General features: G+C 33.1%; 13 protein-coding genes and 1 pseudogene. 9 read left to right on the top strand and 5 right to left on the bottom strand.

From position 1 onward, the window contains the following. Positions 1-449: 449 nt before the first annotated feature. The 3 genes and pseudogenes from ABWU65_RS01315 (at position 450) to ABWU65_RS01305 (ending at position 1,609) form a co-directional block, all read left to right on the top strand. Entirely contained in the window at positions 450-602 is a 153-nt protein-coding gene (locus ABWU65_RS01315; RefSeq protein WP_019236491.1) for a hypothetical protein, read from the top strand. After that, the gene (locus ABWU65_RS01310; RefSeq protein WP_350224514.1) at positions 599-967 is read left to right on the top strand and encodes a transposase; all 369 of its coding nucleotides are present in this window, start codon (positions 599-601) and stop codon (positions 965-967) included. The genes ABWU65_RS01315 and ABWU65_RS01310 overlap by 4 nt, the downstream gene beginning before the upstream one ends. 34 nt (positions 968-1,001) lie before the next feature. After that, positions 1,002-1,609, top strand: a pseudogene (locus ABWU65_RS01305) (transposase). 64 nt (positions 1,610-1,673) lie between these two features. On the opposite strand, the gene ABWU65_RS01300 reads toward ABWU65_RS01305, so the two are convergent. Continuing rightward, entirely contained in the window at positions 1,674-3,038 is a 1,365-nt protein-coding gene (locus tag ABWU65_RS01300) for a hypothetical protein (RefSeq protein ID WP_019236490.1), read from the bottom strand. 611 nt (positions 3,039-3,649) lie between these two features. Here ABWU65_RS01300 and ABWU65_RS01295 point away from each other — a divergent pair. Further along, the gene (locus ABWU65_RS01295; protein ID WP_019236488.1) at positions 3,650-4,156 is read left to right on the top strand and encodes a DUF1543 domain-containing protein; all 507 of its coding nucleotides are present in this window, start codon (positions 3,650-3,652) and stop codon (positions 4,154-4,156) included. Positions 4,157-4,400: 244 nt separating this feature from the next. Here ABWU65_RS01295 and ABWU65_RS01290 read toward each other — a convergent pair whose 3' ends face one another. The 4 genes from ABWU65_RS01290 to ABWU65_RS01275 all read right to left on the bottom strand — a co-directional run bounded on the left by ABWU65_RS01290 (position 4,401) and on the right by ABWU65_RS01275 (position 12,405). Then, the gene (locus ABWU65_RS01290; RefSeq protein WP_019236487.1) at positions 4,401-5,219 is read right to left on the bottom strand and encodes a hypothetical protein; all 819 of its coding nucleotides are present in this window, start codon (positions 5,217-5,219) and stop codon (positions 4,401-4,403) included. Positions 5,220-6,327: 1,108 nt separating this feature from the next. Next, positions 6,328-9,852 (bottom strand): cytoplasmic incompatibility factor CifB, encoded by a 3,525-nt coding sequence (locus ABWU65_RS01285; RefSeq protein ID WP_019236548.1) that lies wholly within the window; start codon positions 9,850-9,852, stop codon positions 6,328-6,330. Positions 9,853-9,905: 53 nt separating this feature from the next. Further along, positions 9,906-11,381, bottom strand: coding sequence for a hypothetical protein (locus ABWU65_RS01280; protein WP_019236549.1), 1,476 nt, complete (start codon positions 11,379-11,381; stop codon positions 9,906-9,908). Between the two features lie 115 nt (positions 11,382-11,496). Beyond that, positions 11,497-12,405 (bottom strand): Rpn family recombination-promoting nuclease/putative transposase, encoded by a 909-nt coding sequence (locus tag ABWU65_RS01275; RefSeq protein WP_019236550.1) that lies wholly within the window; start codon positions 12,403-12,405, stop codon positions 11,497-11,499. A gap of 120 nt (positions 12,406-12,525) precedes the next feature. Here ABWU65_RS01275 and ABWU65_RS01270 point away from each other — a divergent pair, with 120 nt between their 5' ends. The 5 genes from ABWU65_RS01270 to ABWU65_RS01250 all read left to right on the top strand — a co-directional run bounded on the left by ABWU65_RS01270 (position 12,526) and on the right by ABWU65_RS01250 (position 17,420). Beyond that, positions 12,526-13,437, top strand: coding sequence for a helix-turn-helix domain-containing protein (locus ABWU65_RS01270; RefSeq protein WP_264336145.1), 912 nt, complete (start codon positions 12,526-12,528; stop codon positions 13,435-13,437). Positions 13,438-13,607: 170 nt separating this feature from the next. Then, complete coding sequence (locus ABWU65_RS01265; RefSeq protein WP_264377317.1) at positions 13,608-14,264, top strand: RadC family protein; 657 nt, start codon at positions 13,608-13,610, stop codon at positions 14,262-14,264. Between the two features lie 106 nt (positions 14,265-14,370). Further along, a complete protein-coding gene (locus tag ABWU65_RS01260) occupies positions 14,371-15,492 on the top strand; it encodes a hypothetical protein (RefSeq protein ID WP_019236553.1) in 1,122 nt (373 codons plus the stop codon). A 79-nt stretch (positions 15,493-15,571) separates the two neighbouring features. After that, positions 15,572-16,477 carry a helix-turn-helix domain-containing protein gene (locus ABWU65_RS01255; RefSeq protein ID WP_019236554.1) on the top strand — a complete coding sequence of 302 codons (906 nt, stop codon included), beginning with the start codon at positions 15,572-15,574 and terminating at the stop codon, positions 16,475-16,477. A 49-nt stretch (positions 16,478-16,526) separates the two neighbouring features. Beyond that, complete coding sequence (locus ABWU65_RS01250) at positions 16,527-17,420, top strand: helix-turn-helix domain-containing protein (protein WP_250120255.1); 894 nt, start codon at positions 16,527-16,529, stop codon at positions 17,418-17,420. The last annotated feature ends 314 nt before the right edge of the window (positions 17,421-17,734 follow it).

The raw sequence follows: 17,734 nt of genomic DNA, 5'->3' as shown, positions 1-17,734 counted from the left end.
AAAACATCGAAAAAAGTATGTACCAGAAAATTAAAAAAGGTTATTGCAAAAGGAGCTACTACAAAGGGCCACACAAAAAGATGTTGAAATTGATATAGAAGAGCAAATAAATGTTACAAAATCAATTATGTAAAAATATCAATATAAGTGATGAAGATTTTAGCATATCGGACACAACAGTGATAGAAAATGTATCCAATTTTAGCTGCATATTTTAATAGTAAACCTGGAGTATAAAAGGCAGCTCAGCCAATTGTATGTTCCATATCCTCATTTTGTAGCCAGCTTAAAAACAATATAAAAGAGTATTCTTAGAAGACATTGGTACAATTTCCTTAATCTATAAATTATAGTAGTTTGTATTTAAATAATAATCGGGAGTGTTAAACAAACTGTGTCAAACCAAGAAATGATGTATTTTAGTTAATATAAAAACGGAGGTTTTACACATGAGTGAAAAAATAGCAAATAACTATGTTGGGTTAGTAAATTATCAAGAGTTAGAGTCAAATATCCTGTCATCTATACGAGAAGGTAGGCCACTTACCGGAAGAGATGGTACCATTGATAAAGAAGCTGCTAGAGGCAAGTTTAGAAGGTGAAATGGAGAGCCATCTATCAAATAATAGGAACGAAGAAAACAATCGCAGAAACGGCAAAAACTCAAAGACTTTACGAACAAGTATTCGAGCTGCTAACACCAAGAGATAGAGAAGGAAGTTTTGAGCCACAAATAGTCAAAAAAAGACAAACAAGCCTGCATTCTGAACTTGAAACAAAGATCTTGAGCATGTTTGCCAGCGGTATGGGATATAGAGACATAATGTCACACGTCGAAGAAATTTATGACAATAAGGTATCGGTTGCTGAAATATCCAGTATTACTGATAAATTATTGCCAGTGATTAACGAATGGCGCAGTCGTCCTTTACAGGCAGTTTATCCGATAGTTTTTATGGTTCTTTAAAGTAAAAGAGGACGGACGATGTGTAAGCAAGTGCATGTATAATATATTGGGCATAGATCAGAATGGCAGAAAAGAGGTATTAGGCTTCTATTTGGCTGAAAGCGAAGTTCTGGTTAGGTGTGCTAAACGACCTCAAGGAAAGAGGTGTAGAAGATATTCTAATAGCCTGTGTTAAAAAGTTTTCCTACAGCTATAAACAGCGTCTTTCCTAATACAGAAATGTATAGTGCATCAGATACGCAATTCATTGAAGTATGTGGCTAGCAAAGATACAAAGAGCTTTTTAAGTGATTTGAAGAGGGTATATCAAGCACCAAGCAAGGAAATTGCTGAGAATTATCTACTAGAACTGGATGAAAAATGGGCCCTACGGTTATAAAATCGTGGCAGAGTAACTGGGAAAATTTGTCTAGTTATTTCAAGTATTCTGATCCAATGAGGAGAGTAATTTACACCACTAATCCAATTGAGGGGTTGCATAGACAAATTAGGCAAGACCAAGGGCTCATTTACCAGTATAAATGCTTTGTACAAGCTGGTATATTGTGCTATAAAAAAGGTGGAAGAAAAGTGCTGTACGTATTAACTATGTCCCAGCTCGACATTTTCTTTCCTGATAGATTGAAAATTGAGTTGAATTAAAATGTGGTTTGACACAGTTTATTTAACACTCCCTAATAATCTTCAACTTTTTTAGCAAATTAATCTACCTAGAAACTTCTCTCCTAGGATCAGAAGTCCTTCTTAACTCTTCACGTTCTGTCCATTTGTTGTTAGACTCGCTTATTACTTCAGGACGCATTAATCCACCAGATCTAACAAAAAAACCTCGGTTTATAGCTTCAATAACTGATAAACCTCCCAATAAGCAATTTTGTCCTATTTCTTCATTATAACTTTCTATGTCCTCCAGTAGATCTTCATCACTCACTTCTACTCTTATCAAGTTTTTATTTGTTTCATGAGGATATAATCTAACTTCTAATTCTCCCAAACTAGTATAGAAAGTTAATACCACATCACTACCTTCTGTAAGATCTACATAATTTCTTTTTTCTCCTCTATTATCAATTTTTACTGTACTTTTTCCTATTTTTAATATGTGAACTCTGAGTCCTCGATCTATTATTTCTTGATTGGCTATGATTTTTATGGGTTCAATTATACTAGTTTGTGGATATCTTATATAAAAGTAGATATTATCAATCTCTACTTCTAATTTGTCTTGAGTTTGCTCGCTCTTGTTTACAACACACTCATATGCTATACCCTTTAACTTTTTTTTCATTTCTTTATACTGTTCAATGAGATATTCATCAAATTGTTTATAAGAATTGTTATCTATAAAAGCAGTGGTCGAATATCTTATCCTATCATGATAAAAGAGGCTCTCTTTTACTTTTCCTCCTTTTTGTAATAAACCATGAGCAATCTCTCTTATGATATCCAAGTTGTAGTAATCTTCTTCATCATCGTCAGAAGAATCATAGGGCTTCATTTCAGGAGCTACAGTGCGGGAATTTATAAATACAATATTATCGAGAACACCTGCGATTTCTTTAAATATTAAATTTACTATAACCTCACCATCATTATCACAGTATGAGTTTATTCTTATCCCTCTCTCTAAATATTTATCCGTTATGGATTTAATATATTCTAAAGCACTTTTTGTATTAGCTTTGCTTTTAGCATCTTGCATTTCTTTATAAAACTCACTAATCAGCTTCCTTTCATTTTCAATTAAAGTTACTTCTTGCTCAATTAAGAGTGAACTTTCTTCAAAGAAAAAGGTTTGCTGACTATCATCTTTTGTTTGGTATGGATCATCTTCTAACTGTGAGTGCGTGTTACTAAAATTATGATTGTTTAGATCTTGCAACACAAATTCAGCGCATTCTTGAGCAAGCTTTTTATTTTTTATATCATATTCATCTGTATTTTCCGCTTTACCTTCAAGGATTTTTTTGTCATCACTTCTGTCTTGCCAATAGTTAATTACTAATGGCCCTTGATTTTGATGTACTAAGTCGTTAGAATTCTCTTTACTATTTAATTTAACCTCACTCATATATATGTGTATTACTTACCTACCTATTAAAGTGTATTATAATACATATATAAATCAATAAATTTATATTAGACCTCTTTCATAACTCATATGGATAATTCCAATTTTTTTTTGCCTCTCTATTGATATTTCTGTTCCATCTACTATCCATAACCTGATACTCTACATTCGAATCTAATAGCTCTTTTTCTTCCAGAAGTGTAAATGTTTTATTAACGTATCCTCAATCCAACCGATAACAGGCACTTTAGCTTATTCCATACCAATATGAAATATGTCACGCAAATATTCTAGCGCCATTAACAAACATGCATTGTTTATTTGGTTTTCCTCCTCTTGCCTTTTTCTTACTCCATTAAAATTTCTGTTATTTTTTCGAATGTTTTTCTTTTTACTTCTGTTAATCTTCGAAACTCCTCTTCATCTAGGTTACTTATTTGTTCAAATTTCATACCTTCACTAATATTACTTTTGGTATTATTTCCTCAGTTATGCAAGAAGTCTAATCTATGCCTGTTTTACTTCATCATCTAAAAATTCTTAATTTTTGTTGATTTTTTAATGAACAGACTTAGTATGATAAAGAGAATAAAAGATAGGAGGCATGTATCATGAAAATATTTGTCATATATGTTGGAGGTAAAACTGAAACCTCTTTAATCGAGCTACATGATATATTTTTTGTAGTAGCAGAAAAGATCGAAGATACTTATGAAGAAGTAAAAGCAAAATGGTGGGGTGTAAAAAAAGGTTTCCATATTGATGCTTGGGGTATATTAGAAAGTGCTGAAGATTATAATATTACCTTAACGAGACAACCTACCCACGTTGAAGAAAAGCTTTATTTTGTCAACCTTGGTGGTTACGATAGTAAAAAATTTACGGAGTTGCATAAAAATGTATTTGTTATTGCAAAGAATGAATCGAAAGCTAAAGTGAAAGCACTACGCCAAATACTTAATTGGGAATCACATCATAAGGATTACCTGTATGAAGTTGAAAATTGTTGCTGTGTGAACAACGTTACAGAGAATAAAGAACTTTATATTCACTTAGAAAAGACAGATAAACCTAAAGAATTTGAATTTACCTGTAAATATACACCATTATCTAATTAGTATTGCTATAATAGCGTAAAGAATTCTGTCCATAAAAAATCTATTTCAATTGTTTCCTAGCTTGATTGATTAAACAGTGTAATACTACAGAAGAAAAATTCATCATACTCCAAAAATCATAAGCATCGGAATAACTTTTTTAGAAATTATCTTAAGTTATTAACTTAACAAGGCATTCCATACAAAAAAACACGAAAGGAAGGTAAAAGATGACCCTCCCTTCTGCTTGACTGTAAAGCTTTTGTTAACAAACTTCTGGAACCACTTGCTGTTTAGCTATTTCTGAGTCAGGGTTATCTAGCTTATCACTAGGATTAAATACTAAATATATAATACCACTAGCAATAGTTTCTATTATTAAAAACGTAGCTACTGCAGCTATAGCCAATATTGATAATTCAACACCGGCAGCAAAACATCCACCACTAACTACTAATGCAGCTATAAAACCATAAACACTACCAATCATTATTGATCTATTAATAGTTTTTACTGTGTCTTTCTGAGGATATTTGTCACTATTCTCTCTTTTGGATATATTACTTTCAATTTTAAAAGTATCTTTCATACCTTCATTATTAGCTATATTTTCTTCAGCTTTAGGTATGCTACTTTCGGGCGCTAAAGGCTGTTTATCACTTTTGTGACTACTAGATACGTTCTTTGTAAGTATTTCTAGCCAACCATCAATTTTAGTTTTTTGCTCTTCATTCTGCTCTTGATTTTTTAATGTTTCTAAAATCTTCTTAAGTTTTGTATGATCATATTCTTCTATACCAACAAAAACTTCTTCTAACACACTATTATCTTGAGCTACATCTAAAATAACTTTGATTATTTCCTCAAAATCATTGAAATTCATAGCATAGGCAAGGGGTGTTAGATTATACTCTATACCATTTGATAACTTTTGAGTTATACTTGCATTAGTAAGAACTTGCTGTAAATCCTGCTTTGAAACGTCTTTAAGAATAGAAAAAATATCCTCTTGTTTTTCTATTGCAGTCTTTAACTTATCATATAATTCTTTTTGCTTTCCTGTTAAATCTTTATACTGTGGCATATCAAGCTCTTCTATTAAAAATAATAATATACTTTAATTATCAAATATTTTAATAAAAAAGTCAAGATTTTATATAAGATTATTAATAGCCACTTTAGATTGATTAGTATAGAAACATACTAAAAATTAGCGCCATAAAAATCTTGAATGTTTACTTTTTAAAAAACATAAAAAAGATCGTATATTTTTGAGAACTTTTTACGTAAAAGCGGTGTTATGAAAATAAAAGTTTGAAATCTTTGCAACAAAGCTAAGCAAATTAGTTCGTATGTAAATATGGCTGAAACAAGCTAATATAGCTGACTTTGCAATGTAGTAAAATTACTATAAATAAAAGTTCGTATGGCACACTTGGTAGTCCAATCCATACCAAAAAAACTTGTTCTCACCGCACTTGGTTTTGAGCGCTGAAAATGGTTGATTTACTTGAGATATTAATAATATAGTTTACTGAATTAATAGTAATTCATTTGAGAATAAAAAGAAAAATTTATGATAATTTTACATTTCAAATCGATATTGTTCTTTTTATAAAAAATATTCCTATACTGCGCAAGGTCAAGTTTTAACCACATCAATTTTTCTTTCAAATTAAATCTTATCTTTTACAATGGGTCTTACGTTTAAATTATTTGATACCCAAAATTAAGGAAGCCATTTTAAACGGCACACAACCTCAGCATCTAAAACTAGCTGATTTGAAGGAAATATCACTCTCATGAGAGGAGCAAATGAAGGTGCTTTACGGACAAGAGTCTTAATAATAGTCTTCTATATTATTGTTAATAAACACCACCATAAAATATCTTACTATTACCCACAAATAAAAACATAGTATTGTATTTACTCAAATAATTTAATTTTATTAACCTGAAAGCTTATTGGATTAAAATTATTAAACTAAGAGTTATAATTTTAGCAACTAAAAGCTGTAAATTGCACCATATAAACAGTTATTTCAAGCAAAAGTTATGCCATTAAGAGCTACGCAACAAACATTTATATTTGTGGGTAATAGTAAGATAAAATATGCAGAAACAACCTAGAAGACCGATTACAACCAATGCGTAAATATAGAGTAAAGAAAACTTCATCCACCTATTAACTTCTACCTACTACCTCTACTATTGCTATGGTTATAAACTCTACTCACTCCATCAATTTTATCTAATGCAGACTGCGGGTTACCAAAATCAATTGATATCACTCTTTCTCCGCCTAATTGTAATGCTCCTCCACCTCCACGCTGTGGGTATTGGAGTCCTAAAAATTGTAATAGTAATGGATCAATTTCATGTTGAATTCCTGGATGATCTTGAATCAGTCTACCCCTAGGAGAAGATAGAGGATCATTTTGGAATAATTGTGAAATATTTCTTCTCCGATTTTTAAAGTATTGTTCATTTCTTTGAGATTGTCTAGTGTCATTTCCAATGCCTACACTAAGAAGACCACGTATATAACCTATAATACCCTCACCTTTCTCTCCAAAGTTATTATTTCCCTGTAAAGCTTGATCAATAGCTTGGTTAATATCCCTAGCATTTTCGTATACCCATATGCCACAATTATGGCCATCTGTTTGCTGATGAACGGAAACATTATGGACATTATCATCGTTAATATCACATTCTCTTAAAGCTCCTCGAATATTATTGTCAATACCACTATCTGGACCAAGTGAATCAGCATAATACCCATAATAATTTCCATTTTGGTGTACAATAACTAATGTAACCCAATGACGATTACCTACATTAATAATAGCAATTAATCTATCTTTTTCACCCGAATCTACTTTTTGTTTAAAGTTAGCTATGTGACTACTTAATAAGCCCCTACCTGTTGGATCATTTTGATTTCCATCGACTCCTACTGAAGTTATTGTAAAATCATGACGATTATTAGTTGGATTAGATCGATCATCATAGAAAGTATATTGTTGTGCAGCGAAAAACATGTCATGAGTTTGTAGCCAATAACGATAATTTTGATTATCTGTTGCAAAGTCTAGTGCAAGTAGATCATGCACATCTTCTATCTCACGAGCGTTGTTTCTACGAAGGATAGCATTTATTTGTTGTAATATTCCTTGTGCTGTAGGAGTACCACCTCCCCTTATTCTTGACTTTAATGTTTCTATTACCTGTGCTCTAGTACCTTGCAAGTAACTAAACGGAACATGTAGATTGTCGCCTATATCAAGCAAAAAAATCGAATTTTGTCCTGGTGCTTTTTCTTCGTAAAAACGCCTAAAGTTTTCACGAGTCTGATCTGATAATAGACCTTCTGGTGGATTCTCATCAATAACACTTTCAGGTCCCACTAATCCTCCTGGTCTTGAACCGCGAACATGACGATCAAGCTTGTGTACATACTCTTCTCTTCCTATCCCTTCTGGGAAAAGTATAAGATTACCTGCTTCGCGTGCATCTCTATTAAACACAATAGGAAACAAAACCACCTCATTTCCAGAAGTAATAGGTATAAATCCTCTGTGTTGTTTCTTAAGTCTTCCGATTTCTTGTCTCGCATCATTTTGCTGTTGTCCTACTTCTTCTGCATTATTAGCAAGTCTTAACACATATCCAATTGGGTGAGTATCTAGGTCATTCTCTCTAGGTTGTCTTAATAATAAAAGATCTAATCTCTGTTCTGTAATTCTTGTGAGTATTACCCTTTCTCCTTCTTCTTCCTGCCCCCTTTTTAAACTATATGTTTGACCAACTTTATACATAGCAAGCACTTTATAAGGATTATCACTAGCATAAAATGTACCATGTAGTATAGAACGGAACTTATCCTCACTATTAACATTTATTGTATCCACAAGCGGCATCAATGCTCCAGAGATCTCTTGAAATAATCCTCTATGCTGAGCTATATTTTTCCAGCCATCATTCACAACTTGATTTAAAGTATTATGTACATTTTCAGTATTGGGCACTTGTACAAGATCACCAGCAAGAAAATTATTTGCATTATTATTTTGGTAATCGTGATATAAACCAAGGTCATTTGGTAGATCAATATCTAGTTCAAGTTGATTATTAAGTGTGCATGAAACTTCCCACACATGAACATCATTTCCATTAACATTAAGAGTCTGTAAATTGATGGCTCCTTGTTGTTGCGCATCGTGAGCTCTAATATGAAGTATAACTATATCAGAACCTTCAGCATGAAAGACCATAGTTAAACATCTTAAACCCTCATCACCATGTCTAAATATGTACTTTGTTATAGGTGCTTCGTCTTCCTCTTCTAGTTCTAAAGGGTGCCTATCAAAAGCACTACTTCCAAAAGCAAAGCCAGTTATGCAATCAAATATTCTATTATAATTCTCTGCATTTCTTGGTATTTCAGCAGGAAGATGGTGAAGCAAGAAATCTCTAACATTTTCTCTAATGCCTTCATTCTCCAAACACTCAAATAATCTTTGTACTAAAGGAAATCTATCCTGTTGAAGTTCTACTGTATCAACACTAAAAGGATCTAGATCTAAATTAAAATTTAATCCAACACAGACAGTATTTCTTGATTCAGTATGGATAGGTATAAATGAAGAAGTGTGTAACCTTCCAGCGTAGCCTATGGCACAGTTTAATGTAACATCTGACGGTGTGTCAAATATAGCAAGATTAATAACAATAGGAATATTTTCTCTTTCTGCTTGATGACGTACAAGAAATGCAACATGTGTGTTTCTAGGAGATAAATCAAGATCGATGCCTATTGTATAGCGATGACTAAAATTTGCTAAGAAACCTAATAAAAACCCGTGACCCTCAAATCTTTGATTGCGATTTTCAATATTATTTTCCAGTACTTGTCTGTAATTATTATAGATGTCAGTTATGTATGGCAAAATTTCTCTGCGTATTCTATCTCTTACATCTTGTCTTCTATCACTCGCTAGCATTTCCATAAAATTATCAATTCCTTGTTGACCCTGTGCTACTTGCGCAAAATTGACCAACCTACCAAGTTGTCTACGCTGATTTTGATTGAGTTGTCTTCCTTCTATTTCCTTAATTGTTAGTCTGTGATCTCCTAAGAGCCGTCTAATAAGATTGATTTCAGATGCTGAATATTTGGCAAATTTATCCCTACCTTGACGATCTTTTTCACGAATTACCTCGAATACCGTTGCAATTGCCTCTCCCTGACTCTTGCCCTTTCCGTGCATGCATACTTTGTATTGCTCAAAATTTAGGTCTTCTTCCCTTAAATTTGGATTTTGCCGTCTAATCTCTTGTACTAGAGCATTTCTCTCCCTTGTACTGAACCTCAACCCATCACTATTAGGACGATCAGAAATACTGTAGCATCTGACAACTTGCTGTCCGTCACGATAAACAGCAACTTTTAGGTTTGCCGTATTTCGATTTTCACCATTACGTGGATTAACACCATGGTTATCAAAACGAAAATAGACTCTCTCATTTGCATTTAAGATATTAGCATCATGTGCAGTAGAAAACATACTAAAAAAGAATACAGGAAGGAAACGACCTGCACTTACATGATACAAGAAAGATGGACATTGATCTAAAAAAGATTCAAATCCTTGTCTGAATCCTTCAAGATCTCCATCCACCAAACTCCTAATAAGTCCATCACCATTACTCATACAAAATACCCCTTATTTACTACGACCAGAAACACCAAGAGTTCATAAGTGGATTACTTATTACCACTAAGCGTAAAGACGCTTTTTTTCTTATAAGAAGAAACACCACTTACACTAGGAGTTCCAAGCTCAGACTGCGGACTATCATCAACTGGCAAAGTTGTTTTCTTACTACCATGAGCTTTAGATCGTGATCGCAAATTACTGCAAGGACCATCACCTACAGGACCAGGTGGTAAAATTGTTTTCTCTAACTCAGAGAATAATTCTTCTGCAAACAGACCGTAATCTACATTTACTCTTTTACCTTCCCTACCGCATAATCTAAGGTCTCTTATTATTAGTTTTTTAAAGAGCTCAAACTTTTCAGGAAAGCAATCTTTGGCAAATGACATCATATCTAATATTTCTTTTTTCTCTATTTCTTTTTCTTCATCAGTCTTATAAATGTCTTCTCGTCTCCAATTGACTATTAACTCTGCAAATACACCACTTGTAGGAACTGTATAATTAGAAGTATTAACAGCAGCTTTTCTGTATTGATACAAGCTACCACATTCCCAAAATTCCATAATAAGAGATCTAGCTTGAACATTTGATTCAGGATTTTTCAACATCACATCTGAAAGAGAGGAAAGAAAAAGCTCATAGTCTCGCTGTGAGAATATTTTGTCCGAACAGTCTCCTCTTGCTGAAACTTCTTTATAACACCAGCACTGTACCAAATCATGAACCGTATCAAAAAAACATGACTCTATTAATTCAGCAAAAAGGGAATATACTCCTTTATCTTTCTGTGATAATTTCTGTAAAAGAGTATCTTTATCGACTATCTTATTTACACAAAAATCTAAAATAGGGGCGTCTTTCTCAACAGATTGAACGCGAGAAAGAGCAAGAATAGCTTCTGTGAGCTTCTTTTCCTTATCTTCTTCTTTTAAATGATTATAAAAATACTCTACCCCTTCACTCCACTTAAGTTTTACAGCACTGTCAAAACCTTCTACTGCATCATACTTCTTTAATTCCCCAGATTCTCTATCGATCCAGAAATCAAATACAGGACCTTTCCTCTTTATGCTATCTAGTAACGAGTTTCGTACGTATTTGCCAAATTCAGTTTCAGTTTTACCATCAAATGCACCAGGAGGAAACTTGTTCCTATAAGATTCAAATCTTTTTTGAAAGAGAGGATGAATTTTATCCACTACACAGTAACTACAAGCCATCTCATATTTGCGAAGTGGATTATCTATTCCACCTATTTTTTCTTCAGTAAACCTTTGACCTAAAGCAGCATTATCCAACCTTACACCTGACCAGCAACCTTCATCTTGAAATACATTGTGCAAAAACTTCAACTTATCACCCTTAAAGTATTTTATGTGCTCCATAAAGTTATCTTGAAGGACTCCCACCCATCTCTTGATAGCTGACTTCCTCCCGGCAACAACTGCTGGATCTGGATGTTTAATAGCTTCCTGTAATTTTTTGGACATCGTAGCCCGAAGCTCTTTCTGTGTTGGCATTATCCCCCCTATTAAGTATTAACAGTGTCATGTAAAAAAGGCATTATACAGAAATTAGAATGGATTGCAATATTAAAATTACCAGAATAGAGGGTTTAATAAAAAAACGTTATGGCTAAAACTTCTTTTCTTGAATTTTCTCAATATAATCAACAGAAAGACCAGTAGTTTGAGTTATAATGTCAATAGAAACTCCTGCTTTAAGTAGATTCTTTGCAACCTCAATTTTCTCTGCTTTTCTGCCTTTTTCATGGCCGATTTGGATGCCTTCTTGTCTACCTTTTTGAGTGGCATCATCGAGTTTTTGAGCGAGGACAGCCTGTTCATCACGAATACGCTTTATCTCTTGTTCATAGGCTATAAATTCTTTTTCTGACCAGTTGAACCTATTTAATTCATCATATGCTAGCTTTATTATCGGAGCTTCTGCTGCTATCTTTTTTAGATCTTCTTCAGTTGTATCTTCTGCGTATTTAAAAAAGAAACACCATCTCTCTGTAGTATTCTCTAATTGCTCTACCTTATTTTTTGTAAATTTAGGCAACTCAATAAAGACAAATTGTAAATCTTTCAAGTAATGCCCATTGGTTTTGATATCGCGTATATTATGAGTAGAAATATAGTCAACTTCTTCAGGCAGAAGGTTACAATTGGAAATAGCAATAAAGAAGACTTTCTGAAGATGAATGTAATTACCAGATTTATCTAATTGCCGAGAGTAAGCTTTAGCAGCATAAAGTTGAGCACGTTTCTCAAAGCCTTTATCACGAGCGAGTTGCATTTCGATAACAAATCTATTACCAATAGAGTCTTTGCAAAGAACATCAACAATGCTTTGTTTGTCAGAGGCAATTTCAGGATCCATAATGGTACTAAGGAATTCAATTTCCATTATTTGATCAGAAGTAGAAAAACCTAAGATATCGTTGAGGAAGTGAATTAAGATATTTTTATTCTTTTCAGAGCCAAAGATACGGCGAAATGCGACATCATTCTTGGGATCCAGAAACTTCGAGAGAGCCATAGCAAGAGTACCTAAAAAGCATTAATAATTATACACAATTCTGAAGAAATATTCAACTAAAATGCAAACATAGAAGTTTTTGTATATCTTTGTTTGGTAGTATTAACATGTATAATATTTATGGCAAACATCTCAATAAGGTATCAGATAGCACAAAAAGTAAGGAACTGGAGGTTAAAGCGAGGATATACTCAAAAAGATTTAGCGAAGAAAGTCAGTGTAACGTATCAAGTAGTACTACAATATGAAAAAGGAACACGTAAAATTTCGATTGAAAAGTTGTATGCTATAGCAGAGATATTGTCGATTGGTATTGTAGACCTAATTCCTGTATCAAATGAAAAAATCTGTTTTGAAGATAAGGGAGAGGAAATATTAAATCTAGTAAGAAAATATAAAACGATTAATGATCAAGAGTTGCGCAAGGTGTTTTACTTGCTAACAAAATTTACCCGAGTTGGTGAGAAAAGTAGTAAAAAAGCAGAGAAAGTAAAAATTGCAAAGGGCCTGGTTAAAGCAGGGATTTCTGTTGATATTGTTTCACAAGCAATTGGCCTCTCTGCTGATGAATGTGTTGAAGAAAAAATAGGTTCTATATACTGCAAAATAGGAAAGAAGATAAAAGAATGGAGACTAGTGCGGGAATATACTCAGAAGGATTTAGCAAAGAAAATGAGTACAACACGTGACGAAATAAGCAATTATGAGCAAGGAAGAGTTGCTGTTCCACTTGATAAATTATATGCAATAGCAGAAACATTATCGATTAGTATTACAGATCTTCTAATAGAGGAAGGTAGTAAAGTAGAAAATGAATTACCGAATTTAATTGAAGAATACAAAAAGATTGAAAGCCAAGAACTACGTAATGTACTAATAAAATCTATGTTTAAAAGCATACAAATTTGTGAGGAGAAAATTAGAGAAGAAGAAAGAATCAAAATTGCAAAGAACTTAGTTAAAAAAGGAATTTCTACCGATATTATTTTGCAAATAACAGGCCTCTCTTTAGGCGAAATTCAACAAATTTAAGTAAAAAAATCAGTATCTATTAACATCTTTACTTTTTAATGAAAAAATAAGTAAAAAAGATTGAAAAATTGATTTGACTTCACTCGGAAGCTATGGCTCTATGCCAATGCTGATAAAAAAACAGCAGTAAATATTTAAAAAAAGTTTGTTGTTAGTGAAGGGTAAATTATATGAATAAAAGTAAAGAAGAAATAGAATTCAGAATATTAGAAAGCAAAGGCAAAGCACTACTTGATCGTGAAATAATGGAAACGTTTCTAAGTGCAGTACATGAAAGGCCGCAAGCTCAAGAAATTGCTAAAAATCTGGTGAATACTTATACGGGAGTAGGAAGGATTTTAGGCCGAGAAATGGATGACCTGAAAGTCATAGAAGGAGTAACTGATTCTTCAATAGCAATGATTATGTGCGTTAAGGAAACACTAGAAAGGGTACTGAGAGAAAAGCTCAAAAGTGAGCCAATAATGGACTTACAAGGGCTAGTAGAGTACTTAAACGTAAGTATAGGCCACTCAGAAAGGGAATGTGTAAAAATACTGTACTTGAATAAAAGGCGTCAACTAATTGGAGAAGAATCCTATATTGGTGAAATGGAAAAAGCACCAGTATACATAAAGGAAATTACAAGAAAAGCATTAATAAAGAATGCAACATTAGTAATAATGTCACACAACCACCCTGGGGGAAGTTTAGAACCTTCAGAAGAAGATCAAGAAGTAACAAAGAGCTTAGCAGCAGCATGTAGTACTGTAAGCGTTAGATTATTTGATCATATTATCATTACAAGTGGGGGTTATTTTAGCTTTCGAGAAAACGGATTGTTATAGCAGAAAGTATTTGCAAATCTGCTCACTATAATTTATAATGAGTAATATAATGTATAATAACAAAGTTTATTGTACACTTAAAAAGTATTTTTAATATGAGGTTTATATGACTAGTAAAGATCAGAATAAAAAGACTAATGTTAATCACAAGAAAATATTTGGTGCTCTTGAAAGCGTTGATATAGAGCAGTCTAAATTTGTGAGTAAAATTAATAGCCAGAAGGAGATAAAACTGGAAGATACAATGCCTTTCCCTAGCAGAAACGTTCAAATCAACTACGGAAAAGGACTTGATTATATATATGGCACAAAACCTGTAAGTGATCAAGAAGATAAAAATCCATTTGCCTCAGCTTTGCAAAAAATAAAGCCAAATACAGAGAAGCTGAGCTGGTTTAAGAGTTCTATAGTAGAGGCAAAAAACGTAAATGAATTGCACAAAGTTATAGACAAAGTACTAGCTTCTGGAGCAAGGCTAAATGCATGTAATGATGGAGAATGGAGCTTCGCGGAATATGTGATACTGGGCACACATTTTCATAAATTTGATAAGGCTGATCGTAAAAAGCTAATACGTAAATTAATGCTAAGTGGTGCAGAGTTTCATGATACTCTACTGCAGAATAAACTGATAGGTGAAATCTATAATGAGCTACAGCCAGAAGTTCAGCCACAGATAGATAAGCAACTAGAAGAGCTAGAGGAAGCTGGCGAAAATGCTGTGCAAGAAGGAGAATTAATAGATGTTGAGATAGATAATACAACATCGTATATAGAATTTTCTGGGAATAGTAAGGTAGAGGTAGCCAAAATACTGGAAGCAAACAGAAAGTTAGGAAGTAATATCTTAAAAATTGGTAATGATGCAGTTGAAGTTAAAAGTGAGAAGGGAGGTATAAGAAACTATACCGATATTTCAGATGGCAGCTCTATCATGTTAGAATTTCCTACAAGCATTGGTAAGCTAAATATTATATTGTACCAAGAGGCAGATCAGGTGCAAGTGAGAGTAGAAAATAAGGAAATGTGGGCTGAGTTACAAAAAAGAGGCGAAGAAATAGGAAAAAACTGTCTCTTTGGAGGAGTGAAACTTAAAGAAGCGGTAGAAAGAGGTAGTTTCACTAGATGTGGCATATGGAGTGAAAAGCAGAAGGAAGTAAGTGAAAAATTGTTTTCATGGGCAGACAAAGTACGTGAAAATAGTAAAGAAACTTGTAGGGCACTTTAATTTAAAGGTTCCAGAGTCTGGCTATTATATCTGGAGCCTTTGAGCTATAATAGAAAATATTATATGCAAGGTTCTTTTTGTGGAAAAAAGTCTAGATTATAAAGTGGGAGAAAAATTAAAAAGCTGGAGGTTAGAGCGAGGGTACACTCAGAAAGATTTAGCAGAGAAAATTGGTGTAAAATACTGGGTGATATTGCAATATGAGAAAGGGAATCGTAGAGTTCCAATTGAAAGGTTGTATGCTATAACTGAGGCACTATCAATCAGTATTACGGATCTTATTCCTGTATCAAAAAGCTGTCTTGAAGATGAAGAAGAAATATTAAATCTAGTAAGAGAATATAAAAAGATTAACGATCAGGAGTTACGTAAGATGTTTTGTTTGCTAACCAAATTTGTCCAAGTTAGTGAGAAAAGTAGTAGAAAATCGGAAAAAATAAAAATTGCAAAGAGTCTGGTTAAAGCAGGAGTTTCTGTTGATATTGTTGCAAAAACAATTGGTCTGTCTGCTGATGAATGTGTTGAAGAAAAAGTTGGTTCTATCTACTACCAAATAGGCAAAAAGATAAAGGAATGGAGACTAGTGAGAGAGTATACTCAAAAGGATTTAGCGGAGAAAATGAGTACAACACGTGACGAAATAAGCAACTATGAACAAGGACGCGTAGCTACTCCACTGGGAAAATTATATGAGATAGCAGAAACATTATCGATTAGTATTACAGATCTACTAACAGAGGAAGATGAAGGTAGTAAAGTGGAAAATGAGCTACCGAATTTGATTAAAGAATACAAAGAAATTGAGAGCCAAGAACTACGTCATGCACTAATAAAATCTTTGTTTGAAGGGATACGTATTTGTGAGGAGAAAGTGAGAGAGATAGAAAGGATTAAAGTTGCAAAGGATCTAGTAAAAGGGGGAATTTCTATTGATACTATTTTGCAAGCGGTAGGTTTATCTATTGATATGGTTTTAGATGGATAGCTCGTAAAAAAATTATAGCAATAAAGTTTTTTTCTTAAATGGAGGATAAATGTTTGTTTCTGCAAGCAATGTTAGTTACGGAATAGGGCAAAGAATAGAAAATTGTAGGTTAATGCGAGGGCATACTCAAATAGGATTAGCAAGTCAAATAGGTTTAACATACCAAGAAGTAAACAGCTATGAAGATGGGTATATTCCTATTCCAATTGAAGTACTATATATAATAGCAAGAGTATTATCAGTTGACGTTGTAGATTTATTACCTGAACCAGTAATAGTAAGGGAAGACAGCTATGAAGACGAGGAAATACTCTATCTAACGAAAATATACGAGAATCAAAAGTTAGGCAAAATAGTACCTTCATTAGTCAGGTTTGTTCATATTAGCGAAAAAATTAATCAAGAAGAGGCAAGGTTGGAAATAGCAAAAAATCTAGTGAAAGAAGGGGTTTCAGTTGACATAATTTCCCAAGCAACCGGCTTATCTATTTACGAGTATGATAATACAGAGAAAGAAGTCTGCACTGATTCTATATACTACAGAATAGGGCAAAGAATAAGAGAATGGAGATTGATAAAAAGGTATACTCAGAAAGATTTAGCAAACAAAGTTGGTTTAACACTCAAGGAAATACACGAGTATGAAATAGGATACACTGCCATATCATTTGACAAATTATATCAAATAGCAGAAGGATTATCAGTGAATATTAAAGTTCTGCTGCCTAAAACAAATGAAGATAGTGAACTACTTAATTTACTAAGAAAAACTGAAGAGCAAGAATTAGTGAAGAAATTTTTATCTAGGGATATGAAGAATAGCAAAGAGAAAGTTAAAAAAACAGAAAAGATCAAGGTTGCGAAAAATCTAGTGAAGGCGGGTGTTTCTACTGATGTTATTTTGCGAGCAAGTGGCCTAACTGCTGATGAGTGTGAAAATTGAATTGTGTTTAAGATACAAGTAAAAATAGTCAATATATTAACCATTCTAAATCCTTGTTTAGCTAACTCAACTGAAGCATTTTCATAAAGTTTTGCTGCTAATTCGTGTTGTTTGATAAACTTCAAATTTAATGCTTTTAAAATTGATGCTGAAAACACATATTGCTAATGCTAGCAGAGGAGCTAGTTGGTAAAATCGCCACAGCCGTCAGTACTCCCGATTACTTTTCCTGATAATGTGATAGTATTCGCAAGTATTATCATATATTACAAAAAAATCAGTTAGCATTTCTGTTTATTAAAATTATGCAATAA

Origin of the sequence: Wolbachia endosymbiont (group B) of Silvanus unidentatus, assembly GCF_964028615.1 — a bacterium.
In the GTDB taxonomy this organism is placed as follows: Bacteria; Pseudomonadota; Alphaproteobacteria; order Rickettsiales; family Anaplasmataceae; genus Wolbachia.
Note: the sequence above shows the minus strand (reverse complement) of the source record. Positions and strands in the feature narration are given on the sequence as shown.